The following is a 24,816-nucleotide window of genomic DNA, read 5'->3' on the forward strand; positions in this document are numbered from 1 at the left end:
TGCAAGTAAGAGAAATGAAGGAGAAAGTTTCATTATGTTTGCGTATCTGATTTTTTTGCTTGCTTATCTTCTGGGAGCACTACCATCTGCTTTTCTGGCAGGCAAGATCAAAAATATAGATGTTCGGAAGCATGGAAGTGGCAATATGGGAGCTACAAACACCTTCCGTGTTCTGGGTCCATTGTGGGGAATCGGCGTACTGGCTGCGGATGCGCTTAAAGGTGGCCTTGCAGCTTACCTTTGCTGGCTGGTCTTCGGCCCCTGGGGCGGCATTGCCGGTGGTCTGCTTGCGATGCTCGGACATAGCTTTAATCCGTATTTTGGCTTTAAACGAACCGGTAAAGGTGCTGCCTGCGGTTTGGGTGTCATTGTTGTTCTGGTGCCCAAGGTAACAATTGTTGCCCTGGTGGTTTTTATTCTGGTTGTGCTCGTAAGCAGGTACGTTTCGCTGGGATCAATCCTAGCCGCAGTTACCGTGATTATCATGGCTTTTGTTTTTCAGGAGCCGCTCGCGTATAAAGTACTGGCCTTGGTAGGCGCCTCAACAGTGATTTTCCTGCATCAGTCCAATATTAAAAGAATCCTTAACGGGACTGAAGCTAAGTTTGGTAAAAATAAAGGGGAGTGAAAACAAAGTGAAAAAAATTGCAGTGTTTGGTTCAGGGAGCTGGGGAACAGCAATTTCTCTTCTGCTGGTCAGGGCAGGACATAAGGTCTCCCTTATCGGGATTTTTTCAGATGAGATAGAGCTGATGAAACGAAAAAAGGAAAATATTCAGTATCTTCCGGGATGCTTTCTGCCGGACGAGATTACCCCGACGACGGACTTAAAAGAGATTGATGCTGAAGCCGTCTTCATCAGCGTACCTTCCCACGCGGTCAGAGAAAGCGCACGTCTGATCAAGCCATACTTAAGACCTGGCTGCATCATGATCAATACGGCCAAAGGACTCGAAGAGAACACAGGGTTAAGGCTTTCCCAGGTACTTGAGGAAGAACTGCCGGGTCATCCGATTGCGGTCTTATCCGGCCCGAGTCATGCGGAGGAAGTCGGCAGAGATGTTGTTACAGCCGTCGCCGTTGCCGCCAAGGATATCAAAGTGGCCGAAGCCGTTCAGGATCTGATCATGACTTCGAAATTCAGAGTGTACACAAATCTTGACATGATCGGTGTTGAGATGGGCGGGTCGCTCAAAAATATTGTTGCGCTTTGTACTGGTATCCTGGATGGGATGAACCCGAAAGACAATACCAAAGCAGCCTTAATGACCAGGGGCCTGGCTGAGATGACCCGACTCGGGGTGGCTATTGGCGGTCAGTCTGAGACTTTTTACGGTCTGGCCGGAATAGGGGATCTTATTGTGACTTGCACAAGCCTGCACAGCCGGAACCTGCGGGCAGGAAGGGCACTGGGCGCCGGTAAGCCGCTAGATGAAGTCCTGAGGGAAGTCGGCATGGTCGTGGAAGGCGTTCGCGCGACAAAAGTCGCCTTTGAGCTGAGTAAAAAATATGGTATTTCTATGCCGATCACCGAACAGGCCTACAAAGTACTATTTGAAGGACTTAGTCCGAGCGAAGCACTTGAGAACCTCATGATGAGAGGCAAAAAACATGAAACAGAGGATATGGGGATATTAGGGCGTTGAGTCTTGGGATATAGTCCTGAGATAAGCTTAGCATGCATTTAGAGTTGACAAGGTACTAGGCTGCTGACAAATTTGTTAGCAGCCTTTTGCTTTGCTTACTTCTTTTAGTTTGATTTAGTTTGCTTTGACGCGCCCTGAGATTTGATGCGGTTCATCCTCCCTGCTGTTCTTCACAATATATATTTCCAATGCCTTGTGACAAAGAAATCCGAGTTTGATACATAATACCAGGAAAAAGATCCCGAGCATAAGCATGATGATGGTTCCAATAATGATTAACAGTGACGAGATCATATTCAGCGCACCTCCGTTTTGTTGTGGATACTGTGTTCTTGCCTATATGTATTGCAAATAGCGGAAGATATTCTTGAGTCCTCAGAAAAAATGGATAAATAATTTAGACATAAATTCGTCATTTCTTCAATATAAATATAATGCTTGAGGTGCTAGTCCTGTTGTTAAGTGTGAGAAGACAAAACAAGCAAAAAAAGTAGATTTCAGGTCCTTGCTGGAAGGACAGCACACTAAAAGGGAGGGAAAAGATCTATGCAAAACTATGATATTTTCAGCGATATTGCTGAAAGGACAGGAGGGGATATTTATTTCGGTGTTGTCGGTCCCGTCAGGACTGGAAAATCTACATTTATTAAACGTTTTATGGAACTCCTGGTCTTGCCGAACATAGTCAATGTATTTGAGCGGGAAAGAGCACGGGATGAGCTTCCGCAAAGCGGCGCGGGCCGCCGAATCACAACGACGGAGCCCAAGTTTATTCCTTCTGAGGCGGTTGAAGTTGTTTTGAAGGATACGATTCACATGAATGTCAGAATGGTGGATTGTGTCGGATACGCTGTGAATGGTGCACTTGGTTATGAGGGGGAAGAAGATGAACCACGAATGGTTCATACCCCCTGGAATGACGAACCGATTCCTTTCGAGGAAGCGGCTGAAATAGGTACCCGCAAAGTGATTACCGACCATTCTACCTTGGGTATCGCCATCACGACAGACGGATCTATATCCGAAATTCCGAGAGAAAACTATCTTGAGGCGGAGCAGCGGGTCGTTTCCGAACTGAAGGAAATAGGCAAACCATTTATTCTACTGCTGAATACGACCAAACCCTACGCGGAAAGCACCATGGAGCTATGCCGCGGCCTGGAGCAGGAATACCAAGTGCCGGTCATTCCGGTAGACTGCATGGAAATGAACTTAAATGACATTTCTCAGATCCTTGAGGAAATTCTGTATGAGTTCCCTGTTGCCGAAGTCAATATTGAGCTCCCCAAATGGGTTGAAGAACTGGACCTTTCCCATCCGATCCGGGCCGAGTTTGAGAACGTCATTCAAAAATCGGTTGGGGATATCAAGCGGATCAGGGATATCGATCATGCCCTGGAGATATTGTCTGAATGTCCGCATTCCAAAGACATTATTCTGAAAGAGACCGATCTCGGAACGGGCCATGCCGAAATCGAGATCACCACCGAAAAAGATCTGTTTAAACAAGTCCTGGAACAGCTGACGGGAATTAATATTGAAGGCGATCATACTCTTTTAAGAATGATTTTGGATTATAGCAAAGCCAAAAAAGAATGGGATAAACTCTCGAAAGCTTTTGAAGAAGTCAAAACAAACGGCTATGGTGTTGTCACGCCGCAACTGGATGAAATGTTTCTGGAAGAGCCAGAACTGGTGAAATCCGGAGGTCATTTTGGAATCAAGCTTAAAGCAAGCGCACCGTCCCTGCATATTCTGAGGGCGGATGTCACGACGGAAATAACGCCGCTGATCGGGACAGAAAAGCAGGCCGAAGAACTGGTCAAGTATCTTCTGGAAGAATTTGAATCTGATCCGAAGAAATTATGGGGGTCCAATATTTTCGGTAAGTCCCTGCATGACTTGGTTAGGGAAGGAATTCAGAACAAGCTTTACAAGATGCCGGACAATGTCCAGATCAAACTGCAGGATACGCTGCAGCGTATCGTAAATGAAGGACACGGCGGTCTGATCTGCATCATTATTTAGAGGCGCATGAACAGATTTTATCTTCGTTTTTTTGAAAGAAAGGGAAAGCCCCACATTAGGCTTTCCCTTTCTTTAACTAATCTGGTTGTCAAAACCGTCAGAAAATGATTATAATAGATGAAAAAGCATGCTAAAAAAGTTGGGAGCTGAATTGTGTGAGCAAACAGAAAAAAGATTTTCTGTTGGTAAGCAAGGAGATTCTTCCTGAGGCGATTACGAAAACAGCTCAGGCTAAAGAACTTTTGGCGAAATTTGATGTGCTGACCGTGAATGAAGCCTGTGAGAGGGTCGAAATAAGCCGGAGCGCATTTTATAAATATAAAGACGGAGTTTTTCCGTTTTATGAAGCAAGTAAAGAGAAGATGATTACGCTGTCTTTGCTGCTGATGGACAAAGCAGGGATTTTGTCAAATGTTTTAAACTATGTAGCCTCCGTCTCCGGAAATATCATTACCATCAATCAGGGGATTCCGCTGCAGGGGATTGCCAATGTCTCCCTTTCAATCGAAACAGAAAAAATGGAAGAAACTGTGGAAAGCCTGGTGTCAAATCTGGGTGAGCTGGATGGTGTACGTAAAATCGAATTGATTGCTAAAAGTTGAAACGTACAATCAATGTCATTTGTTTTTTGCCGGATTTTGCTTGATTTTTTGACCTCGGTATGATAAATTGTATTAGTGTTTCGCAAGGGACAGATGTCGGGGCGTAGCTCAGCTTGGTAGAGCGCTACCTTGGGGTGGTAGAGGCCGCACGTTCAAGTCGTGTCGCTCCGACCAGTAATTCAAAATGAGAATGATATAAATAGCTTGAAGCCGTTGATAAAGACGAGATTGAGAAATACTTAGGAATTTTATAAATTGTAGGCTGAACAACAGCCGTAGTAAGAACCTATAGAAATAGCTAAGTATTTATAAGTAGTCGGTCAAGATTCGGTCAAAGTTAGTCAACAAAATAGTTAGAATGAGTTAAAGACATTTTATGATATAACAGATATTTATTAAACTACACATCAAAAAGGTCTGCCGATTGATATTGAGAGGCTAAAAAACAGGGTAAAAGAGCTTGAAAAGAAAGTATGTAAAAAAATACTTTCTTTTTCTTTTGGTGTAACAAAGAGGTGTCAGCAACACTAATCCTATTAAATTTGCCAGATGTATTGCCGAGTTAGAAAAAACTATGGTATTAAGACCCCAAATACGAATACGTAGTCATATTTGGGACAACCTTGTTGGAAGCTAACCATCAGAAATAGGAAGAGTTCTTGGATTAGTCTCCAAAAACTCTTGGATTTTACGTTTTGAAACTGTTGAAAACAATCCTTAACTTCAAGTTCTCGATACACCAATGTAAAGTTTTGTTCTGGGTTCAAGATAAAAAACAATCTACCAAGCAGAAGTTTGCGAAGAATTATTGTTTAGCCAGTGTCCCAGAAGACTCGGCAATTTGGGCATAGACGGGTTGTAGAAAGGACATACTACTTAGGGAGTGAGTAAAGCAAACGATGAAAGGAAGCAGGCATGGGAAAACATAAAAAAAATGCAAGAGCTAAATCCTCTTTAACGGTAAGCGATCCGCATTTTACAGAGTATGATGTTCAAAAGGAGCGTAATATCCAACAGACGCAAGCCGACAAGCCGAGCCATTGCTGAAACGAAGATATCGATCATAATCCGGGAAAACCCGGATTATTTATGTGTATGATTTATTAAGGACATTTTTTATGATTTCGTTGATTATTATTCATTGATGAGATTGATATATGACTTATAATAAGAGAAAAAGAAACATATAAAGCAGATCAAGAATACCGAATACCGAATACCGAATACCGAATACCGGACCGGATACCGGATAAGGGATAAGGGATAACAGCGAACAAATCTTGGATAAAAGAAGTGATGAAGTGAGTAAAGCCATTATTGTTGAGGGAAAGACGGACCGGAAGCAACTGCTGAAGGTACTGGATGAACCGGTTGAAATCATTTGTACGTATGGGACTATTAATCCGACGAGCCTCGAAATGCTCATTGACGAAGAAAAATATGATGAGATTTATGTGCTGGTCGATGCTGACGAGCCCGGGAATAAGCTCAGGCGGAGCATAAAAAATATTTATCCGAATGCCCGTCATCTGTATACCAGAAGAATGTACAGGGAGGTTGCATCAACTCCATTTGAAGAAATTTATGATATCTTAAAGAATGCTCACTTTAATGTGAAGGAAGTGCCTTAATAGGAAGGATATACCTTAAAGAATACCTTTATAAGAAGAATTCCAGTTTTGCAACAAAAAATATTCAAAATTTTCTTGTATTATTCGTCACTATTTGATATTATAGTGACAAGCTCGTACTTGTATATACCAATATAGTCATTTTAGGGATATTTTGGTTATAATATAAAATCAAAAGGATAAGGTAAAAAACCATTTGTGAATGATTTCACTAACTAAAAGTAAAACTGCTGCCAGACATAATACTGAATGTATGATAGTCAAAAGGGGGACAGGAGCACTATTTATATAAATACTCTCAGTTTTTTTGTATTAATGTAAAAAGCAACGCAAGGGGAGGATGAAGAAAGTGGAAATCGTTGTTTGTATTAAACAAGTACCTGATACTACCGAAGTAAAGATTGATCCGGTTAAAAACACGTTAATCCGTGACGGTGTTCCGAGTATCGTGAATCCGTTTGACGAATATGCGGCTGAAGCTGCTATCAAAATTAAAGAACAATACGGTGGTAAAGTAACCGTCCTAACCATGGGACCACCACAGGCCGTATCTGCGCTGCGCAAATGTCTGGCGATGGGCGCGGATGAAGCAGTGCTGATCAGTGACCGGGCGTTTGCAGGTGCCGACACCTGGGCCACTTCCTATTCGCTGGCCAGAGCCATTGAAAAGATTGGCAAACCGGATATCATTTTTTGCGGGAAAATGGCCATTGACGGAGATACCGCCCAGGTAGGGCCCGGTATTGCCGAGCATTTACATCTTCCCCAAACGACCTATGTTCAAAAAATCAGAGAAGTTCATAAGGATCATCTCGTGGTTGAACGCGCCTTTGAAGGCGGATTTGAAGTGATCAAGGTTCAATTGCCTGCGGTCATCGCAGTCGATAAAGCAATCGGTGAACCAAGGTATCCGAGTGTTAAAGGTTCGATCAAAGCCTCAAGAATGCCGGTATCAATCTGGTCTGCTGCGGATATTGACGCACCTGCCGAAAAGACCGGACTAAACGGCTCCTGCACCCAGGTTATGCAGATCTTCACGCCTGAAGTTAAAATTCAGAGTGAAATGCTTAAAGGTGAAACAGATGAACAATTATGCAATTTGCTGATTAAGAAGCTGCAGGCTGCTGAAATGGTATAAGGAGGAGCAGGAAAATGAGTGTAAAGATCCTAGAAAATCAATGTAATGGCTGCGGCGCTTGTGTTGATAGATGTCCTTTCGGCGCTATAGAGATCATAGATGGCATCGCAAAATTAAAGGATAATTGTACCGGCTGCGGAGCCTGCGGCAAAGCTTGCCCGAACAATGCCATAGAAGTTACCAAAAAAGCCAAAAAAGCTCCTAAAAACAACGATGAATACAAAGGTGTTTGGGTCTTCATCGAACAACGCACCGGCAAGATTGACACTGTAGCACTCGAGCTGCTTAGCGAAGGCCGCAAGTTGGCCGATGAGCTGAAGGTGGAGCTGGCCGGCGTGCTTCTTGGTGAAAATGTTGCCGATTTAGCGAAAGAGTGTTTTGCATACGGCGCTGAAAAAGTCTATCTGGTAGACGGCCCTGTATTTAAGGATTATCGTACCGATTCCTATACGGAAGCGATTGTTGAAATTATTAATCAATATAAACCGGAGATTCTGCTGTTTGGCGCGACCAATAACGGACGAGATTTTGCAGCACGTATTGCAGTCAGGATTACCACCGGCCTTACGGCGGACTGCACCGCTCTTTCCATTGATCCGGAAACGCGGCTTTTAAGACAGACCCGACCTGCATTTGGCGGCAATGTTATGGCGACCATTCTTTGCCCGAATCATCGTCCGCAGATGGCCACGGTCCGTCCGAAGGTCATGAAAATGGATGAGCCCGATTACAGCCGGACAGGTGAAGTTATCCGCTGTGAAAGCTCCGTCAAAGAAGCGGATATGACCACCAAGATTTTAGATATTATCCAAAGCATATCTCATACCGTCAATCTGCAGGATGCTGAGATTATTGTCTCCGGCGGCAGAGGCATAGGCGGTCCGGAAAATTACCGTTTGATTGAGGAACTGGCTGAAGCCCTTGGCGGCGTAGCCGGTGCATCCCGTGCAGCAGTTGACGCAGGATGGGTTCCGCATTACCGTCAGGTAGGACAGACCGGAAAAACAGTTTCCCCGAAACTTTATATTGCCTGTGGTATCTCAGGCGCTATTCAGCATCTTGCCGGAATGAATACCTCCGAAATCGTTGTTGCAATTAACAATGATCCCGAAGCTCCCATTTTCAACATCGCGACCTATGGTCTTGTTGGGGATCTTCATCAAATTGTGCCGATGCTGACCCAAAAGATCAAAACGTTAAAAATGGCGTAATGAACGATCTTTAATGATATGATGATCCGGCTGACGGATAAAATAGGATGAGTAGGAAAAGGAAGGTGTTAGGATTGCTTTCTTTAAAGCTGATTATATTTTTAGTACTGACAGGACTTGCAGTTTATGCATTTGTTCACGCCTTAAGTAAAAAAATCCGTATTTTGACCTTAGGTGCGAAAGAAAACAGGTTTGATAACCCGCGCAAACGTTTGAAGAATTTTATCGTAAACGTTTTATTGCAGGGCAAAATGCTCAAGGAATTTTACGGCTATATTCACTTGTTTATTTTCTGGGGATTCATATTCATTGCCTTAGGAGAAATCCCGTTTATGGTCGAAGGACTGTTCCCCTCAGTCCATGTTCCCTTGCTCGGAACGAGTCCCTACTTCTATCTAATTAAAGATATTCTGTCGACACTTGTATTTGTCGGTTTAATTATCGGTGTGATCAGAAGATGGATCGTTAAGCCCAAACGTCTCTACCGAACGCCGGAAGCCGCGATTATCGTGATTCTGATCTTCCTGGTTATTATCACCGAGTGGCTGACCAGTGGAGCCAAAGTTGTCTTAGATGCAAACTCTGCCTATAACCTGGCCTTCATCTATCATCTGTTTGCCGGACTGTACCAGGGCTACAGCGCTGAAACGCTCAGTGTCATTATTGAGATATGCTGGTGGACCCATGTGCTGATCATTCTCGGCTTCCTGGTCTATATCCCGAACTCCAAGCACATGCATTTGCTGGCCTCACCGTTCAATGGCTATTTTGCTACATTGAAACCTGCCGGCGGTCAGGTTCCGGCAATGGATCTGCTAGACGAAAAGGTTACGGAGTACGGTGTAGGAAGAATTGAAAACTTTACCTGGAAACAGCTGCTGGACTGCTTCTCGTGCGGAGAATGTGGCCGTTGTATGGATAACTGTCCGGCAAATATCTCCGGTAAACCGCTGAATCCGAAAAAACTCTTAAGCAGAGAGCTGAAGGATCATCTTTTGGAAAAAGGCGCTGAGATGACCAAGCTCGGTCTTAAATCCACAGCTCATTTAACAGATGAAGACTTCAGGAAGATTGCCAAGGAGGATCGTGAGTGTGCGGAAATACTTCAAAAGCATTTAATCGGCGATATCTTTACGCGCGATGAACTCTGGTCCTGTACGACCTGTTCAGCCTGCCAGACCTTATGCCCGGTATCGAATGAACATGTCAACAAAATCATTGATATGCGGCGGTATGAGGTGATGAATGAGAACAACTATGCACCTGAGCTGCAGCTCGCTTTCCGTAATGTTGAAAGCAAATACAATCCGTGGGGTGTCAGCTGGAGTGAGCGTGCTGGCTGGGCCAAAGACCTTGATATTCCGGTTATGAAAACGGCAGAAAATCCGGAGTATTTATTCTGGGTCGGCTGTGCCGGTTCTTTCGACAACCGCGCGAAGAAGGTTTCCGTAGCTACTGCCAAAATTCTTAAAGCTGCCGGCGTCAACTTTGCGATCCTTGGCAGAGAAGAGAAATGCTGCGGTGATTTTGCCCGCCGTGCCGGCAACGAATATCTCTTCCAGTTCATGGCCAAAGAAAATGTAGGCATCCTGAATAACTATGGCGTGAAGAAGATTATCACTACCTGTCCGCACTGCTTCAATACCCTGAAAAATGAGTATCCGGAACTTGGCGGCAATTATGAAGTGATTCATCATACCCAGTTCATTAACCAGCTTATCGGAGAAGGCAAGCTGAAACTGAATAAAGACGTTCGGCTGCCGGAACAAAGAATTGTATATCATGACTCCTGTTATCTCGGACGCTACCAGCAGGAATATGATGCACCAAGAGCACTCTTCAATAAGATTCCGGGGGTCCAGCTCGTCGAGATGGACCGCAACCATGACAAGAGCTTTTGTTGCGGTGCAGGTGGAGCCAGAATGTGGATGGAAGAAAATCTGGGTGACCGTATCAACAACCTAAGAGTAGAACAAGCACTATCCAAAGATCCTCAAGCCATTGGCGCCAACTGCCCATACTGCATTACGATGCTGGAAGACGGCGTCAAAGATAAGGCTAAGCCTGAGCGAAATGTTCACGTTGTCGATCCGGCCGAACTCATTGCAAAAATGATCTAACAAAAAAGATAGACCTTTGGCAGTCTCGGGATTGCTAAAGGTCTATTTACTTGATACAATACATACATTATGTATAGAATTATGTCGTTTCTTGAATAATAGACAGAAACGACAGGGCAGGATTTTTATTTTTAATCACGAATAATGTAAAATAACACAGAACTATGAGGAATACTTAGGATTTCTGGAGGGGAATCAAAGGTGATCGAAGTTTATAGCGTTGAATCGGAACTAAAAACAGTTGAAACAGAAATGAATAAAGAAATGCAGTTTAATTCATCAACGCTTGATGATCTGTTGAATCTGCCGATGAATAATCTGGACAGGTATATGAGTCCGGCCTTGGTTTTGTCTGTAAGCTGTATGACCGGAAAAATCAGCAAAACGATTCTTTCCCTTGCAACCGTTTTTCAATATGTTTTCTTGGCGCATCATATTCATAAACTGATTACCGATGAGGATATGTCCGAGCATTCCAGGCAGTTTCCTGTACTGACAGGGGATTTTATGTTTGGACAAACTCTGAAGAAGGTATGTCAGGAAGATATATTTCCATATGCCGGTCAGTTTGTCAAACTAATCAAGACAATCAATGAAGGCATCCTGATGCGCTGGCGGTATAAAAATAAGCGTATCCCTTTCCAGGAATATAACATGATCTTAGGCAATGAAAGAGCTTCTCTGACGGCGCTGGCTGTGAAACTCAGTGCTAAGCTTTCCGGGATTCCCCAAACTTATATCGATAAACTGGAGAACTTTGGGTACTGTATAGGGATGGCTTGGGCAGCTTCGGAAGAGCCAGCCTGTGCTTCAATATTACAGGAAAATCTCAGTAGAGCAGAAGAGAACCTGGCTCAAATCCGCGATTATTTACCGATCAAGCCTTTGCAGGAATTAATGGAATTTCTATACGCGGAAATCGAGCGAAACAAAAAAGCCGGTACAGGGGTCTTACAATAATAAATATCCTGCGTGAAGATCTTGGAGCTCTCAAGCCACTGAGAAACATTTCTACATATCAATCTCAGACCTGAGCTTTTTTTTGTCTGACACGAATAAGAAAGTTTTCTAGAACATAGAAAGTATATTTGGTATTCTTTAAATATCGTGATAGAATAATTAATGGCTCTTATTTAGCTGATGGAGGAGCGAAATAGTGCAACGCAGGAAAAAAAGAAACTTAGAAATGAGCCTTATGGGACATGTTAAAGAATTAAGAAAAGTACTTCTTATTTCTTTGTATGCGATTGCTATCGGAACGGTTATTGGGTATATTTTCAGCGACTATGTATACGGTTTTCTGGCAGAGCCTGTCACTGGGATGGCTGGAGTAAGTTTTATTACCACAACCCCGATGGAGCCGATTATGGTAAAGCTGCAAATATCGGTAGTAACCGGTATCATTATTGCCCTTCCAGTTGTGTTGTGGCAGATCTGGAGCTTTATACTTCCAGGTCTCAAAAAAAATGAACGTAAGTATCTTTACTATATCGTTGCGTCATCGTTTATTCTTTTTATTGCCGGCGCCGCTTTTGCCTACTATCTTGTTTTGCCGGTCTGTTTGAAGTTTCTGTTGCTTGCAGGAGGAGGAGCCGTAGATTCTACGCCTTTTGTGACCAAATCCTCTTATCTGAAATTTATTTTAACGTTTATGGGGACTTTCGGAGCAGTATTCCAACTGCCGGTTGTGCTGCTTTTCCTGATGAGAACCGGACATCTGTCTCCAAAAACGCTTGCCAAATTTCGCAAATGGGCTTTCTTTGCCATTATTATACTTACCGTAGTTGTATCCCCGACACCGGATCTCTTAACTCAGCTACTGATGGCAGGCCCAATATACATGCTTTATGAACTAAGTATATGGTTGGGCTATCTCATTACGAGAAAGAAAAAAGAACTTCAGCCTTCCGAAGCCGAAGAGGGAGGGGGACAGAACCAATGAGTATGACTGAAATTGCGCTGATATTGGTCATCGCTGTCATTCTATTTGGTCCGGATGATTTGCCCGTTGTGGCGAGGACTTTGGGCAAAATGATATTTAAGGTACGGAAATTCACCGATGAAGTCACCAGAGAATTTAAGAGTACACTTAGTGCTCCCAACGGTCTAATTGAAAATGCTCTTAAAGACTATCCTCCTAAAGACCATCCTCCTGAAGATAAACCGGCTCAGTCTAAAAAAATAGCGGAAGATGAAGAGCTTCTTTCCTATCAGGAAATTGAGGAATCGTCTCCCGATAAACAAGTGAATCAGAAAGACATGCAAGCGGGTGAATAATAGTTGAAACGTCAGAAATTATTTAGAGAAATCAATGCAGATCTGAAAAAAGTAGAAAAGGAACTTGATAAATTTCTTAATGTCGATGATCCTATGTTTTCGCAAACTTGTCTTTACCTTCTACAAGCTGGCGGAAAAAGGTTACGTCCGAGTTTTACGCTTCTTGCCGGAAAATTTTTTGACTACCGGTTTGAGAAGCTTCTTCCTGTTACAATGGCCGTGGAACTTATACATATGGCAACATTGATTCACGACGATGTCGTTGATGCATCCCTTACCCGCCGAGGACGTCCAACCCTGACCGCAGGCTGGGGAAATACCGTATCGATGGCAACAGGGGACTATCTGCTTGCGAAGGCCCTAGAACTGATTGTGAAGATCGATAATCCCGCGGTATCCAGCATCTTGGCTGATGTCTGTATTGAGATGTGTCAGGGGGAAATTCAGCAAATTAAGTCTTCCTATGATACAACGCAAACCTTGAAGCAGTATCTCTACCGTATTCAGCGAAAAACAGCACTGCTGATCGGTTTATGCTGCAAATTAGGCGCCAAGGTATCCAATGCCAATCCGAGGCAGATATGGCTGATGAGTAAATACGGCAATTACCTTGGTCTCGCGTTTCAAATTGTTGATGATATTCTTGATATAACTGCAAATCCCAAAGAATTGGGAAAACCGGTCGGAGGAGATATCCGCCAGGGGATCATTACCCTGCCGATGATTTTTGCATTGAAGGATTCTTCACAGAAAGAAAGATTAAAGGATCTTTTGGGGCGGAAGACGAAAACGGATGCTGAAGTAGCCGAGGCAATCCAGCTGATCATCCAGGCAGGCGGAATCGATAAATCAAGAAAAATTGTCGAGCAGTATATCGACAAAGCCAAAGCAAACCTCCAGGAACTTCCTGATGTTCCGGCCAAGGATGCTTTAATCGAGTTGGCTAATTACATGGGTGAGCGAAGTTACTAAGGTACGAAGTTGTGAAAAATCTGCTCACCTTCAGATGATAATTTTAGGACTCACAAGATCCTTAAAAATATCAAATTAAATTATAATAATATAATGATAGAGGCGCTGCAAAACGAAGAAGTTTACTGCAGCTCTTTTTTTGCTTCAAACTACATTAAGAGCCGCCGCAGCGGCTTTGGTTATTTTTTCAAGAGATACAAACACTCATTTGTATGGAAAAAAATACTATATTATACATGAATTACTAAGTGAGGAGCTGTGTATTTTTGAATGACCAAAGAAGGAAAGTGTTATTGGAAGAAATAGAAAAGATACGGCATTCCAAAGTTATTGTCTATTTTTCTTATACACCTCTCGACGATGGAATCCTGGTTCCGTTGTATCAAGAATTGAATAAAATTGGAAAAACCCAAAAAATTGACCTCTTCTTGCACAGCTATGGCGGCGCGGTTGATACACCATATAAGGTTGTCATGCTGATCAGGGAATTTTGTGAAGAGTTTTCAGTCATCGTTCCTTTTTCAGCGAAATCAGCAGCTTCAATGATTGTTCTGGGAGCGGATGAAGTTGTGATGGGCCCAATATCCGAGCTGGGACCGATAGATCCACTGGTCAAGCATCCATTGTATAAGGATTTCTGGATACCGGTGCAGGCCCTGCGCTGCTGCTTCGAATATATTGAAGAACTCATCGAAAACAACTCGAATACGGAGGTCTCTGAGATCATCGTCAATTCGGTTTTGAATAAACTTGATCCGTGGCTGATTGGGGATTATGAGAAAGCCTTAAAGGCTTCCAGACAATATGCCGAATCCCTGCTTTCCAAATATATGCTGAAAAATGATAAGGAAAAGGTGAAAGCGGTCACGCAAAACCTTACAAACGGTTATTTTTCGCACGGTTATCCGATAGGCCGGGCCGAAGCCAAAGAGATGGGCATTTGCGTAACTGAGGCTACAGGAGAACTGTGGGAATTAATCTGGGAATTATATCTTGTCTATCAAGCCATGTTTTCTGGCGAAAATGCTTGTAATTTTTCTCTTTCTACGATAGGATGATGTAGGGTAAAGAAATTGGTTTTTTGTAGAGTTCATGATATAGTAATATGAAAAGGAGGGTGACAGAAGTGCAACCTATTTTTGGAATGATTGCTCCCATGACATTAGTCATCGTTTTAGTCGTTGTGTTGATCATTTTTGGCCCGGGGAAACTTCCTGAATTGGGTAAAGCTATGGGCAAAGGCATTAAAGAGTTTAAGTCTGCGACCGATGATCTGGAAGACAGCGTCAAAGGAACCAAGGATTCGTCTGAAGAGAAGAAAGAAGGATAAGAGTCCATCTAACCATCATATGATCCATATAGAAATGTTTAGGACGTTACCGCGTTGCTATAGCTGGCAAGGAGCGGCAACGTCCTTAAATTATTCCTGAATTATATGATTCTAAGATTATTTTCATTTAGCAGCTTGGCACAATATTCGATAATTTCGCGGCGTCGGACGATCCCAATAAAAATTCCCTGATCGTCAATCACGGGAACAAAATTCTGCTGGATCGCCCTGGAAATAAGATCATTGATCTGAGCATTGATCGAAACGGCTGCATTCTGGGTGCGTTGTTCAATCTCATCAAGGTGTATTTTTTCCGTGTTGCTGAACGTCAGATCAGGGGTATTTTTCAGCTTCCAGAGGAGGTCGCCCTCTGTTACAGTTCCCGCGTAATGCCCTTTGGAATCCACCAAAGGGATTGCTGCATATCCGTGGTACTCCATACGCTCAAGCGCCTGACGCATCGTAGCATTTTTTTTAAGAAAGATAACATCTTTTTTCGGGATAAGAAAGAATGCAACATTCTTCATAGCAAAACCTCTGACACTTTTATTATGATGACCGTTTATTTAAATTATTCCATAGAAACTGCGGAATTCCTTCCCGGTTCCAAAAGCTTTTTGACGGTAGATTAAGTATCGCGGCTTAGGGGAACAAAGGGACGTATTATTTATTTCCAATCAAAAAGGGGGACAAAAGATACGTTCCTTTGTCCCTCTTTTATTAGTTTTGCCAATTTCTTAGAAGATTACACCCAGAGCAATAAGGATAAGAATCGCAATCGCGATAATACCTACACCTGCACCGCCATATATCGGAGCCACCGGGGCAACCGGAGCCACCGGGGCAGTTCTGCAGCAGCATCCATAATTATACATCTATTTTCACCTCTTTTACAGTCAGATCAAATAATAAGATTTTAGATCCTTAGAACAAAATACCCATCGCAATCAAGAGCAGAATAATCACTGTTACAATAGCAATTCCGCAGAAATTAGGCGTACAGCAACAACCACCAACTGCGCCTTCTGTAACAACACCACCGGCAACTGCACCTTCGTAAGCCATAATCGCAAGACACCCCCTGTATAATTGGTATGAATTGGTACTTGATGCAATATATGTAAAGGTACTTGCAATGGTGTATTTTCTAACAGTCAAAAATAATCGAATAAAATAATAGAAGCTCCCGCGTCCGGGAGCTTCTTGCGCAAAGTCCAAAGACAACTGCGGCTAGATTTTATACCTAGACATCAATTATCTAGAGACTCTTCAATAAAAAATTAACATGGAAAAGCTTTAAAGTCAACGATTATAAACAAAAATCTAGTAGTTAAGTTTTGGTTATTTTGATTCAACGAACGGAATAAACACAGCCGCAATATTTTTGCCGGTAGAAATTTTGGGATCGGGCGATCTCCATCGTCTTTTTATAGCCATCCTGTTTCTTGAAATTTCTGGCCAGGAATTTGAGGCAGTTTTCATCAGCAATCTTTTGACCTATCTCCAGAATGTGTTGGCTGCTTTTATGAGAGCTGATGGTCAGAGTGGTTGTAAAGATGCTAATATTATTTCTCGAAGCATACGCGGCCGTTTTTTGAAGTCTCAGAGCAAAACAGCGGTCACAGCGGAGTCCTTTCTCCGGTTCATTCTCCAAACCTTTCACTTGTGCCAGCCACTGCCGGGGGTCATAAGGATCCTCAATAAAAGATATGTTTTGGGCAGCGGCATATTTCTGCAGTTCACTACTCCGGAGCACGTATTCTTCCTCCGGATGAATGTTAGGATTGCAATAGTAGATGACCGGAGTAAAATCCGCAGAAAGCTGCTCCAGGACATAACCTGCACAGGTGGCGCAGCAGGCATGAATCAAGATCTTTTCTTTGGACATCGTTTCAACCTCCCAATCATGATGCTAAAACATATTTCTAGGGGAATAAGTCTTACTGGCAAAATTATAGGCCTGCTGCAGCCTGAATGCAAGATGGGAAAGTTGTTTAAAATAACTGTAGGACAATGAAGGAGGTAAATTTGATGAAAAAAATATAGTCAATCGGAATGTTATCATCCCTGTTCTAGGGTCGTTATTTTTGTTGTGTGGCCCTGGACAAGTCTTTGCTCAATCGACCCAGTATAGCGTTCAGGCCGGAGACAGTATGTGGAAAATTGCAGTACGGTATGAAATTGGATTAAGCGAATTAGCCCAGGCCAACCCGCAAATCCAAAATCTGAGACTGATCTACCCCGGACAGAAGGTTTTTATCCCGAATATTGACAGTATTAAAGCCCTGGAGACGGAAGTAATCCGGCTTGTCAATGTTGAACGGTCTAAAAAAGGATTGCAGCAACTGAAACAAAATTGGGAAGTATGCAGGGTCGCAAGATACAAATCACAAGATATGATCGACAAAGGATACTTTGCCCACGAGTCTCCGACCTACGGGTCTCCTTTTAAAATGATGGAGTCTTTTGGCATCAGATTTTCAGCTGCGGCGGAGAATATCGCTTATGGTCAGCAAACACCGCAGGAAGTCATGAACAGCTGGATGAATTCTGCCGGCCATCGCAGTAATATCCTAAGCCCGTCCTATCTGGAAATAGGTGTTGGAGCTGCGAAGGATAGTGAAGGCAATATTCACTGGACCCAAATGTTTATAAAGCCGCTGTAATAAGCATTGTCGGATATGTACTTTCTTAAAAATGCGGACATGGTAGCCTTTAATAAAATGCTGGTTCATCGTTTAGGACTGTGATAGACTAGTACTGTTGTTAGTCCCAGTTACATATCCGGTGACAAGGGACGATATTCAGCTGAAGGATGATTTGATGACAGTGCAGGGAATTACCGCGGAAAAAAATGATAACCGGATCATTTGGCTGGATGTGATGAAAGGAATCGGAATACTGAGCGTCGTCTGGGGACATGCCGGTCATCCGTATTCTTTTTTGATGTTCTTCTTTCATATGCCTTTGTTTTTCTTTATCAGCGGCTATCTGTATCGATCTGCCGGGGCTGGGACACCATTGCAATATCTCGTCCGGCGGTCAAAACAGCTTCTGGTTCCTTATGTATTCTATATAGTTCTGATTACGGTATTCCTGGCCGTTTTAAGTGCACTTAAAGGCCAATCGGCCGATATCAACTGGACAGCCTTGGTTCTGGGTGGAAGCAAGCTGGAAGGCGCTTACGGAACCTTCTGGTTTGTGACCTGCTTATTCTTTGTCCAGATATTCTTTGACTTCGTCATCCGGAAGATTCGTCCAAGGTGGCTTGTCGTGCTGGTGATTGCAGCATGTTTTGTTTTTGCCTTCTGGGAATCACGCTTTCACCAAGATTTCTTTGTTCCCTGGAATATGGATGTAGCCTTTTTTGGAATCGTTTTCTATGCGCTGGGTTTCCTTTTTAAACAAAAAAAATGGCTGGTAAATACCCAGCTAAACAAAATCATTCTTTTATTATCAGCAGTCTTTCTTGTCCTGTTCTTATACGCCTATTTTCAGGATTACCTGAGGTTTGGTCTGGACTTTAAGCACCGTCAGTATTACTTTTTCGGTACGAACATCCTTGTGCCGATGGCTGCAATTCTGTTGATCTCCGGCCTAAGCAGGAGGCTCGCCAATTGGACGTTTTGCAGAAGGGTATTAAGTTCCCTGGGCCAAAGCTCAATGGCAATCATGTTTCTTCATTTGTTTGTGAATTCAGTAATAGGTGGTTTTATTACGATTAGTCCTTGGCGTTTTCTTATTATCGGAATATTATTCCCTTGGCTGTGGTTTGAATTTGCTTCGCGGATACCTGGTCTGCGCTTTCTGGCCTTGGGAATAAATCCTAAAAGACCGGCCATTGGTATTGGAATCTCAGGCAAATTTGATAGAAGCATCTGAGAAACTGCAATAACATTGTTGTTTATGACTATTCCTGATTGATCTTCTTTAGAAGCCAGGCCATATTTTTGCCAAGTGTCTGAAATGTCCGGATGCCTTCCTCATCCTGCTGGACATCCCCAGGTTTATGGGCAAGTGTCATATTCCAGTAGCTGGAACCTACGGTGATCATTTCGGTGATGCCAAAGAATAGATTGATCGAAGAAAAAACGAAATTTGTACCGGCTCTCCGGGCAGCCACAACGGTGGCACCAACTTTTCTGGTCAATAAACGGCCATTGGCCCCGTTAACGATGCCGCAGCGGTCAATAAAGGCTTTGACTTCGGGGGTCATATTGCTGAAATAGCTTGGGGAACCGATCAGAATGCCGTCAGCTTCAAAGACTCTTTGTAGAATCGGATTCAATTCGTCGTCATGACCCGGGCAGCTCCTGTCTGCGCTTTGAGCGCATTTTCCGCAGACCTTACAGCCGAAAATCGGTTTTCCGCCTAATTGCAGCAGTTCGGTCTGAATGCCCTCCTTTTCTAATTCCTGAAGAACGATTTTAAGACTTTGAGCCGTATTTCCATTGGGTTTTGGGCTCCCATTAAGTGCAACAACCAACATGGCATGTTCCTCCTGATTTTGGGTGTTTTTTTGATTATTCAGATACTTTTTATGTAATATAATTGTAATGAATAATTCAAGATCAACAGTCGTGTTTCCTGCAGCGGATTTTAGAGACGATCAGTACCTGGGGGAAACCCGCTAAAGCTATAATGCTGATGGTAGCGGGGACATTAAGAATCTTTGTCTGACACTACTTTTGTTTAAGAATTGAAAATGTATCTCATTTTGTATATAATGGCAGTTAGCGCTTTGGGTCTTGTACAATCAAAACCGGCTGGAACTTATATTCGCGGAACTGCAGCCCGGAGGGACTATAATATTCTAGCATATTCGAAAGGAACGAAAAAAGTGAAGATTTTACGTTACATGCTCATATTTGTACCGATCACTTTTGTAGGTGAATTTCTGCACTGGACACCAACCCTGATGTTTGTCTTGACAGCACTCGCCATTATCCCTTTGGCTGCGCTGATGGGCGAAGCGACAGAGGAAATTTCCTTCTATTCAGGGCCCAAGATAGGCGGGTTTCTGAATGCAACGTTTGGCAATGCAACAGAACTGATTATTTCTTTCTTTGCGTTAAAAGCAGGCCTTTTTGAGGTTGTCAAAGCATCCATTGCCGGATCGGTCATCGGTAATATTTTACTCGTGCTGGGTGCCAGCATGCTCTTGGGCGGAATCAAATACAAGTCCCAGCATTTTAACCAAAAGGTTATTGACAACAGTGCCAGCATGCTGTTATTTGCAGTTATTGGTTTAACGATTCCGGCTATTTTCATGCATACTCTGGATCCGGCACTCCTGAGTACACGTTATGAGGGACTCAGTGTCATTGTCGCAGTCATCATGATTCTCATCTACATTTTGAGCTTAGTCTTTTCTTTTTACACACACAAAGATATTTATTCGGTCGACCACTCCCAGGAAAGCTCTCCAAAGTGGTCCATCAAAAAAGCAATTGCCGTTTTGGTCGGAGCCACTGTGCTGATCGGACTGGAGAGCGAGTTCCTGGTCAGTGCTGTTGAGCCAATGTCGGAAGCGATCGGGCTAAGCGAATTTTTCGTCGGTATTATCCTTATTCCGATCATTGGTAATGCTGCTGAACACAGCACGGCGATTGTCATGGCACTGAAAAATAAAATGGATGTCGCTGTTGAGATTGCAATCGGGTCAAGCCTGCAGATCATCTTGTTTGTTACGCCTGTATTGATTTTCCTGAGTTTGCTGTTTACACCGATGAGTATTGTTTTTAATGAATTTGAACTTGTAGCCCTTGTCTTTTCGGTTCTGATTGCCAACAGGGTAGCGACAGATGGCGAATCAAACTGGATGGAAGGGGTTCAGCTGCTAGCAGTATATTTGATTATTGCTGTGGCGTTCTTTGTTTTGTAGAATCCAGCTTCTTGATCTTATGGATTTAGTTTGCAGATTCTGTGGGGGTACGTAATGTGCCCTCATTTTTTGTGGGCTTATACTGCTTAAGTGCTTAAGTGCGTGCTAAAAGCCTTTTGGGCTTGTCTGCGTGCCACAATACCACTTTCGGCCGTTGCGTCCTCCTTGACGCAAAAGGCCGTGCTACGCAATCCTTGCTCCGCTTATCGTGGAACTGTGCCACGCAGACTAATTGACAGTTAATTGGGGCTTGTCTGCATGAAGAACTTGTACTCCATATATATTTTCACAATGAAATCTTGTGTCATCGTAAGAATAATTCAAAATTAAAAAATTCAGACATTGACAATAAGCGTTAACGAGTTAAAGGTGATTCGTATATTTCATCCTCGTCTGATATTGTATCAGGGAATAAAATAATGCTATGATAAAGCTGATTCCGGAAGGGGAGGGGTAGCTATGAAACGGTTTGGTTTCTATTTAATAATTTTGACTTTGGGACTGGGAATTTTGACGGCTGGCTGTGCAAACAACGATCAAATGAATGGTACGAATCAGGAAACAAACCAGACAGGTCAGACGAACGGCTCAAACGGATCAAACGAGGCAAACGAAGACAACAATCCGGTGATCTATCGGAACACGGTGTATGGCTTTGATTTTACGTTGCCGGACAGTTGGAAGGGCTACTCAATTGTAACTGAGCAATGGGAAGGTATTGCTGTGGATGGTCCGCAAAGCGGTCAAGTGATTGAAATGGGTCAGCTCATTCGGATTCGTCATCCACTATGGACTTCGGAGCAGCCTCGTCAGGATATTCCGATTATGATATTTACACTGGACCAATGGACAGACTTACTGAATGAAAAATTCAGTGTTGGTGCGGCACCAATGCCGCCAAGCGAGCTTGGCCGAAATTCCAGATATGTATTGGCGCTTCCTGCACGTTACAACTATGCTTTCCCCGAAGGATTTGAAGAAGTGGAGGATATTCTCGCAAACAGTCCTTTGGAAGCAGCTGAAAACTTTAAGTAGGGAATGGCGGATTTCTTGCTTGAATTTTTTGGGAGGGTATCATGAAAATTGTTGTCGCACCTGACTCTTATAAAGGCAGTATGAACGCGCTAAGTGCTGCCAGGGCAATCGAAAGAGGCATTCGGAACGTTGAACGGGATATTGCTGTAAAATTGATCCCGATGGCTGATGGCGGCGAAGGTACCGTAGAGGCGATGATTGCGGCTTTGGGTGGTGAGATCATACCTGCCAGGGTAAAAGGGCCTCTGGGTAAAACGACGGATGCTTTTTTTGGTTTGTTAGAAGACCAAACAACAGCTGTGATTGAACTGGCAGCGGCGGCAGGCTTAAATTTAATTCCTGCAAAGCTTAGAAACCCTCTGCTGACGACATCCTATGGTGTTGGAGAGCTAATAAAGCATGCCTTGGACACTGGAGCTAAAAAGTTAATTCTGGGTATCGGCGGGAGCGGCACGAATGACGGAGGAGCCGGAATGGCCACGGCCTTAGGGGTAAGACTCCTGGACCGGCATGGTCAGGAAATCCGTTTTGGAGGCGGCTATCTGACTGAAATAACGGATATAGATTTTTCTGGCTTTGACCCCAGACTGAACGATATGGAAATAATGGCTGCATGTGACGTGACCAATCCGCTATGCGGACCGCAGGGGGCCTCGGCAGTCTATGGCCCGCAAAAAGGAGCAACACCGAAGATGGTTGCCCTATTGGACAAGAATCTCCGGCATTATGCTGAAATCATTCAGAAAAGCACCGGCCTTCAGGTGCGGGATATGCCCGGTGCCGGAGCTGCAGGAGGCGTTGGAGCGGCTCTGATTGCTTTTCTGAAGGCGGATATGCAACCCGGTGCGCAGCTCATAATGAGGGCGGCAGATATGGACAAAGTTCTGACCGATGCGGATTTAGTCATAACAGGTGAGGGTTTGACCGATTACCAGACGCTCTTCGGCAAAGTGCCGCTGGCCGTAGCTGAAAAAGCTGTAAAACATCAAGTCCCAGTCGTCTGTTTGTCCGGCGGGCTGACGGAAGATGCCCAACAGCTTTACAAACATGGTTTTTCCGGTGTATTTAGCATTGCGGAAGGACCTGTTAGCCTAGCAGACGCAATCCTGAATGCGGAAGCGCTGCTGGAGAGGGCTGCTGAAAGGATCCTGCGTCTCTACCTGGCTGGACGATCATTCCAGCATGGAGGGTCATACTCAAAAGATCATTAACGCTCAAAATCGTATAGGGAGGACACTATGAAGATCGTCGTTTTGGATGGATATACGCTTAATCCCGGAGATATATCATGGAGCGGGCTGGAAAGGCTTGGGGAGCTTACCGTCTATGACCGCACCGCCTATCATGCCGGCAATGAAGATTTGATCATGGAAAGGATCGACAGGGCGGAGATTATCTTTACCAATAAAACACCTTTATCCAGAACAGTGCTGGATAACGCACCTGATTTAAAATTTATCGGGGTTCTCGCAACGGGCTATAATATTGTCGATGTTGAGGCAGCCAAAGAAAGAGGAATTGTCGTAACGAATATTCCGGCCTACGGGACGAATTTTGTCGCTCAGATGGCAATTGCGCTGCTACTTGAAATGTGCTGCCATGTCTGGCCGCACAGCGAATCGGTTCGGAGAGGAGAATGGTCCGGCAATCCGGACTGGTGTTACTGGAACTACCCGCTCATAGAACTGGCGGGAAAGACCATGGGAATCATCGGTCACGGCAGAATTGGCCAGGCAACTGGAAGAATAGCTCAGGCTTTGGGGATGAGGATCCTGGCTGTTGACAGTAATCCCGATCCGTCCTTGGAAAGCGCTGATATGAAATATGCCGATATGGATACACTACTTGCTGAATCCGACGCAATTATGCTGCACTGCCCGTTGTTTGAAAATACCAAAGGAATCATCAACAAGCAGAGTATTGCTAAAATGAAACCCGGTGTGATGATCGTAAACAATGCAAGAGGACCTTTAATCGTTGAGGAAGATTTAGCCGAGGCCCTGAACAGCGGAAAGGTTGCCGGAGCCGCGTTGGATGTTGTGTCGACAGAACCGATTCAAATGGATAATCCGCTGCTTCAGGCCAAAAACTGTATCATTACACCGCATATTTCCTGGGCCTCGCTGGAGGCAAGAATCCGGCTGATGGATCTGGCTGTGCGCAATCTGGAACAGTTTCTGGCAGGGTTTCCCGAAAATGTGGTCAGTTGAACCACATACAATTGAATCGTATAGTAACGATGTAAACTTTTTCTTTTCATTTTTCTGTTCCATTTTAACCCGGCTCTGGTCGGGTTGTTTTTATAACGTTTATAATAAGCAAAAAAGATTTAAAGAAAAAGATTTTACATTTTACTGGAAAATTAATGACAAACTTAATTAATTCCTTTATTATGTAAGATATGTAAAATATTCTATAGTTTAAGGTGGATACATACTTTGTCAACCTTACTTCCGGGCTAAGTAGCATTGAATACTATCCTGCCAGACTCGTATCCAATGTTCATTATTTAATTATCTTTTGGGTAGGCCTAATCTATGTTACAAGAATTATCGGATATGCAGCAAAAATAAATAAGGTACCAACTCCATGGTTTGTTAAAGCATTGAAAGGAATTGGTTCTAATAACGAAAAAGGGAAAAAGGGAAATAAAGAGTTATAATCTTTTTATAAATGGATATTTATTTTTTGGCAAATCAAAAAAACCACTAAAATAGTGGTTTTTTTAGTGCCCGCATGAATAGCGGATTTTTAGACGAATTTTGGTGCGGCCGAGAGGACTTGAACCTCCACGAGCGTAAGCCCACTAGTACCTGAAACTAGCGCGTCTGCCAGTTCCGCCACGGCCGCATCGACAGATTACATTATATTTGATGGTTCTATGCTTTGTCAACACAAAAGCGTAAAATACGTAATTGTTCGTTTTTCTGAAACCATTAGTT

General features: G+C 43.6%; 27 protein-coding genes and 2 tRNA genes. 22 read left to right on the forward strand and 7 right to left on the reverse strand.

The genetic code is table 11. The features are described 5' to 3' along the window. Positions 1–34 precede the first annotated feature (34 nt). Together plsY and AB3489_RS05850 are read left to right on the forward strand one after the other, a co-directional pair. A complete protein-coding gene (gene plsY / locus AB3489_RS05845) occupies positions 35–628 on the forward strand; it encodes a glycerol-3-phosphate 1-O-acyltransferase PlsY (RefSeq protein WP_368294309.1) in 594 nt (197 codons plus the stop codon). Between the two features lie 7 nt (positions 629–635). Then, entirely contained in the window at positions 636–1,646 is a 1,011-nt protein-coding gene (locus tag AB3489_RS05850; protein ID WP_368294310.1) for an NAD(P)H-dependent glycerol-3-phosphate dehydrogenase, read from the forward strand. A gap of 114 nt (positions 1,647–1,760) precedes the next feature. Here the strand turns inward: AB3489_RS05850 and AB3489_RS05855 are convergent, their stop codons facing one another. Continuing rightward, entirely contained in the window at positions 1,761–1,940 is a 180-nt protein-coding gene (locus tag AB3489_RS05855) for a hypothetical protein (protein WP_019226349.1), read from the reverse strand. A gap of 252 nt (positions 1,941–2,192) precedes the next feature. On the opposite strand from AB3489_RS05855, the gene spoIVA reads away from it, so the two are divergent. The 14 genes from spoIVA (at position 2,193) to tatA (ending at position 14,955) form a co-directional block, all read left to right on the forward strand. Next, positions 2,193–3,674, forward strand: coding sequence for a stage IV sporulation protein A (gene spoIVA, locus AB3489_RS05860; RefSeq protein WP_015043050.1), 1,482 nt, complete (start codon positions 2,193–2,195; stop codon positions 3,672–3,674). Between the two features lie 155 nt (positions 3,675–3,829). Next, the gene (locus AB3489_RS05865; protein ID WP_019226351.1) at positions 3,830–4,276 is read left to right on the forward strand and encodes an ACT domain-containing protein; all 447 of its coding nucleotides are present in this window, start codon (positions 3,830–3,832) and stop codon (positions 4,274–4,276) included. A gap of 97 nt (positions 4,277–4,373) precedes the next feature. Beyond that, positions 4,374–4,450, forward strand: a tRNA-Pro gene (locus AB3489_RS05870). Positions 4,451–5,191: 741 nt separating this feature from the next. Beyond that, a complete protein-coding gene (locus tag AB3489_RS05875) occupies positions 5,192–5,323 on the forward strand; it encodes a hypothetical protein (RefSeq protein WP_368294311.1) in 132 nt (43 codons plus the stop codon). A gap of 233 nt (positions 5,324–5,556) precedes the next feature. Continuing rightward, entirely contained in the window at positions 5,557–5,907 is a 351-nt protein-coding gene (locus tag AB3489_RS05880) for a toprim domain-containing protein (RefSeq protein ID WP_368294312.1), read from the forward strand. A 340-nt stretch (positions 5,908–6,247) separates the two neighbouring features. Beyond that, positions 6,248–7,045 carry an electron transfer flavoprotein subunit beta gene (locus AB3489_RS05885; protein ID WP_368294313.1) on the forward strand — a complete coding sequence of 266 codons (798 nt, stop codon included), beginning with the start codon at positions 6,248–6,250 and terminating at the stop codon, positions 7,043–7,045. A 14-nt stretch (positions 7,046–7,059) separates the two neighbouring features. After that, positions 7,060–8,256, forward strand: coding sequence for an FAD-binding protein (locus tag AB3489_RS05890; RefSeq protein ID WP_368294314.1), 1,197 nt, complete (start codon positions 7,060–7,062; stop codon positions 8,254–8,256). A 47-nt stretch (positions 8,257–8,303) separates the two neighbouring features. Then, entirely contained in the window at positions 8,304–10,376 is a 2,073-nt protein-coding gene (locus AB3489_RS05895) for a heterodisulfide reductase-related iron-sulfur binding cluster (RefSeq protein ID WP_368294315.1), read from the forward strand. A 201-nt stretch (positions 10,377–10,577) separates the two neighbouring features. Continuing rightward, positions 10,578–11,336 carry a polyprenyl synthetase family protein gene (locus tag AB3489_RS05900; protein ID WP_019226357.1) on the forward strand — a complete coding sequence of 253 codons (759 nt, stop codon included), beginning with the start codon at positions 10,578–10,580 and terminating at the stop codon, positions 11,334–11,336. Positions 11,337–11,532: 196 nt separating this feature from the next. Further along, positions 11,533–12,318, forward strand: a complete 786-nt coding sequence (tatC, locus tag AB3489_RS05905) for a twin-arginine translocase subunit TatC (protein WP_019226358.1) — start codon at positions 11,533–11,535, stop codon at positions 12,316–12,318. Continuing rightward, entirely contained in the window at positions 12,315–12,653 is a 339-nt protein-coding gene (locus AB3489_RS05910) for a twin-arginine translocase TatA/TatE family subunit (RefSeq protein WP_019226359.1), read from the forward strand. The genes tatC and AB3489_RS05910 overlap by 4 nt, the downstream gene beginning before the upstream one ends. A 3-nt stretch (positions 12,654–12,656) precedes the next feature. Continuing rightward, positions 12,657–13,625: a polyprenyl synthetase family protein gene (locus AB3489_RS05915; protein ID WP_019226360.1), complete on the forward strand. Its 969-nt coding sequence runs from the start codon at positions 12,657–12,659 to the stop codon at positions 13,623–13,625. A 266-nt stretch (positions 13,626–13,891) separates the two neighbouring features. Further along, complete coding sequence (locus AB3489_RS05920) at positions 13,892–14,683, forward strand: peptidase (protein ID WP_368294316.1); 792 nt, start codon at positions 13,892–13,894, stop codon at positions 14,681–14,683. A 68-nt stretch (positions 14,684–14,751) separates the two neighbouring features. Further along, on the forward strand, positions 14,752–14,955 hold the full coding sequence (gene tatA / locus AB3489_RS05925) for a twin-arginine translocase TatA/TatE family subunit (RefSeq protein ID WP_019226362.1): 204 nt from the start codon (positions 14,752–14,754) through the stop codon (positions 14,953–14,955). A gap of 101 nt (positions 14,956–15,056) precedes the next feature. Here tatA and AB3489_RS05930 read toward each other — a convergent pair whose 3' ends face one another. From AB3489_RS05930 to AB3489_RS05945, 4 genes are all read right to left on the reverse strand, one after another. After that, on the reverse strand, positions 15,057–15,482 hold the full coding sequence (locus tag AB3489_RS05930; RefSeq protein ID WP_021315704.1) for a CBS domain-containing protein: 426 nt from the start codon (positions 15,480–15,482) through the stop codon (positions 15,057–15,059). Positions 15,483–15,692: 210 nt separating this feature from the next. Further along, the gene (locus tag AB3489_RS05935) at positions 15,693–15,830 is read right to left on the reverse strand and encodes a hypothetical protein (protein ID WP_019226364.1); all 138 of its coding nucleotides are present in this window, start codon (positions 15,828–15,830) and stop codon (positions 15,693–15,695) included. Positions 15,831–15,879: 49 nt separating this feature from the next. Further along, positions 15,880–16,020, reverse strand: a complete 141-nt coding sequence (locus AB3489_RS05940; RefSeq protein WP_015043034.1) for a hypothetical protein — start codon at positions 16,018–16,020, stop codon at positions 15,880–15,882. A gap of 286 nt (positions 16,021–16,306) precedes the next feature. Next, the gene (locus AB3489_RS05945) at positions 16,307–16,843 is read right to left on the reverse strand and encodes an epoxyqueuosine reductase QueH (RefSeq protein ID WP_368294317.1); all 537 of its coding nucleotides are present in this window, start codon (positions 16,841–16,843) and stop codon (positions 16,307–16,309) included. A 175-nt stretch (positions 16,844–17,018) separates the two neighbouring features. On the opposite strand from AB3489_RS05945, the gene safA reads away from it, so the two are divergent. Together safA and AB3489_RS05955 are read left to right on the forward strand one after the other, a co-directional pair. Beyond that, the gene (gene safA / locus AB3489_RS05950) at positions 17,019–17,621 is read left to right on the forward strand and encodes a SafA/ExsA family spore coat assembly protein (protein ID WP_368294594.1); all 603 of its coding nucleotides are present in this window, start codon (positions 17,019–17,021) and stop codon (positions 17,619–17,621) included. A gap of 121 nt (positions 17,622–17,742) precedes the next feature. Continuing rightward, entirely contained in the window at positions 17,743–18,837 is a 1,095-nt protein-coding gene (locus tag AB3489_RS05955) for an acyltransferase family protein (RefSeq protein ID WP_368294318.1), read from the forward strand. Positions 18,838–18,865: 28 nt separating this feature from the next. Here AB3489_RS05955 and AB3489_RS05960 read toward each other — a convergent pair whose 3' ends face one another. Then, positions 18,866–19,444 (reverse strand): flavodoxin family protein, encoded by a 579-nt coding sequence (locus AB3489_RS05960; RefSeq protein ID WP_368294319.1) that lies wholly within the window; start codon positions 19,442–19,444, stop codon positions 18,866–18,868. A 216-nt stretch (positions 19,445–19,660) separates the two neighbouring features. Between AB3489_RS05960 and cax the strand changes: the two genes are divergently transcribed. The 4 genes from cax (at position 19,661) to AB3489_RS05980 (ending at position 24,084) form a co-directional block, all read left to right on the forward strand. Beyond that, on the forward strand, positions 19,661–20,839 hold the full coding sequence (gene cax / locus AB3489_RS05965; protein WP_368294320.1) for a calcium/proton exchanger: 1,179 nt from the start codon (positions 19,661–19,663) through the stop codon (positions 20,837–20,839). Between the two features lie 459 nt (positions 20,840–21,298). Then, on the forward strand, positions 21,299–21,874 hold the full coding sequence (locus tag AB3489_RS05970) for a hypothetical protein (protein ID WP_368294321.1): 576 nt from the start codon (positions 21,299–21,301) through the stop codon (positions 21,872–21,874). A 41-nt stretch (positions 21,875–21,915) separates the two neighbouring features. Beyond that, positions 21,916–23,085: a glycerate kinase gene (locus AB3489_RS05975; RefSeq protein ID WP_368294322.1), complete on the forward strand. Its 1,170-nt coding sequence runs from the start codon at positions 21,916–21,918 to the stop codon at positions 23,083–23,085. Between the two features lie 27 nt (positions 23,086–23,112). Next, positions 23,113–24,084 carry a D-2-hydroxyacid dehydrogenase gene (locus tag AB3489_RS05980; RefSeq protein WP_368294323.1) on the forward strand — a complete coding sequence of 324 codons (972 nt, stop codon included), beginning with the start codon at positions 23,113–23,115 and terminating at the stop codon, positions 24,082–24,084. Between the two features lie 553 nt (positions 24,085–24,637). Here AB3489_RS05980 and AB3489_RS05985 read toward each other — a convergent pair. Further along, positions 24,638–24,724: transfer RNA gene (locus tag AB3489_RS05985), tRNA-Leu, on the reverse strand. Positions 24,725–24,816: the final 92 nt, after the last annotated feature.

Source organism: Dehalobacter sp. TBBPA1 (assembly GCF_040931655.1).
In the GTDB taxonomy this organism is placed as follows: domain Bacteria; phylum Bacillota; class Desulfitobacteriia; order Desulfitobacteriales; family Syntrophobotulaceae; genus Dehalobacter; species Dehalobacter restrictus.

Coding starts and splice junctions, on each gene's coding strand:
- plsY (WP_368294309.1), top strand. CDS start 35: ATGTTTGCGTATCTGATTTTTTTGCTTGCTTATCTTCTGGGAGCACTA.
- AB3489_RS05855 (WP_019226349.1), bottom strand. CDS start 1,940: ATGATCTCGTCACTGTTAATCATTATTGGAACCATCATCATGCTTATG.
- spoIVA (WP_015043050.1), top strand. CDS start 2,193: ATGCAAAACTATGATATTTTCAGCGATATTGCTGAAAGGACAGGAGGG.
- AB3489_RS05875 (WP_368294311.1), top strand. CDS start 5,192: ATGGGAAAACATAAAAAAAATGCAAGAGCTAAATCCTCTTTAACGGTA.
- AB3489_RS05885 (WP_368294313.1), top strand. CDS start 6,248: ATGAAGAAAGTGGAAATCGTTGTTTGTATTAAACAAGTACCTGATACT.
- AB3489_RS05890 (WP_368294314.1), top strand. CDS start 7,060: ATGAGTGTAAAGATCCTAGAAAATCAATGTAATGGCTGCGGCGCTTGT.
- AB3489_RS05895 (WP_368294315.1), top strand. CDS start 8,304: ATGAGTAGGAAAAGGAAGGTGTTAGGATTGCTTTCTTTAAAGCTGATT.
- AB3489_RS05910 (WP_019226359.1), top strand. CDS start 12,315: ATGAGTATGACTGAAATTGCGCTGATATTGGTCATCGCTGTCATTCTA.
- AB3489_RS05930 (WP_021315704.1), bottom strand. CDS start 15,482: ATGAAGAATGTTGCATTCTTTCTTATCCCGAAAAAAGATGTTATCTTT.
- AB3489_RS05935 (WP_019226364.1), bottom strand. CDS start 15,830: ATGTATAATTATGGATGCTGCTGCAGAACTGCCCCGGTGGCTCCGGTT.
- AB3489_RS05940 (WP_015043034.1), bottom strand. CDS start 16,020: ATGGCTTACGAAGGTGCAGTTGCCGGTGGTGTTGTTACAGAAGGCGCA.
- AB3489_RS05945 (WP_368294317.1), bottom strand. CDS start 16,843: ATGTCCAAAGAAAAGATCTTGATTCATGCCTGCTGCGCCACCTGTGCA.
- AB3489_RS05960 (WP_368294319.1), bottom strand. CDS start 19,444: ATGTTGGTTGTTGCACTTAATGGGAGCCCAAAACCCAATGGAAATACG.
- cax (WP_368294320.1), top strand. CDS start 19,661: ATGTATCTCATTTTGTATATAATGGCAGTTAGCGCTTTGGGTCTTGTA.
- AB3489_RS05970 (WP_368294321.1), top strand. CDS start 21,299: ATGAAACGGTTTGGTTTCTATTTAATAATTTTGACTTTGGGACTGGGA.
- AB3489_RS05975 (WP_368294322.1), top strand. CDS start 21,916: ATGAAAATTGTTGTCGCACCTGACTCTTATAAAGGCAGTATGAACGCG.
- AB3489_RS05980 (WP_368294323.1), top strand. CDS start 23,113: ATGAAGATCGTCGTTTTGGATGGATATACGCTTAATCCCGGAGATATA.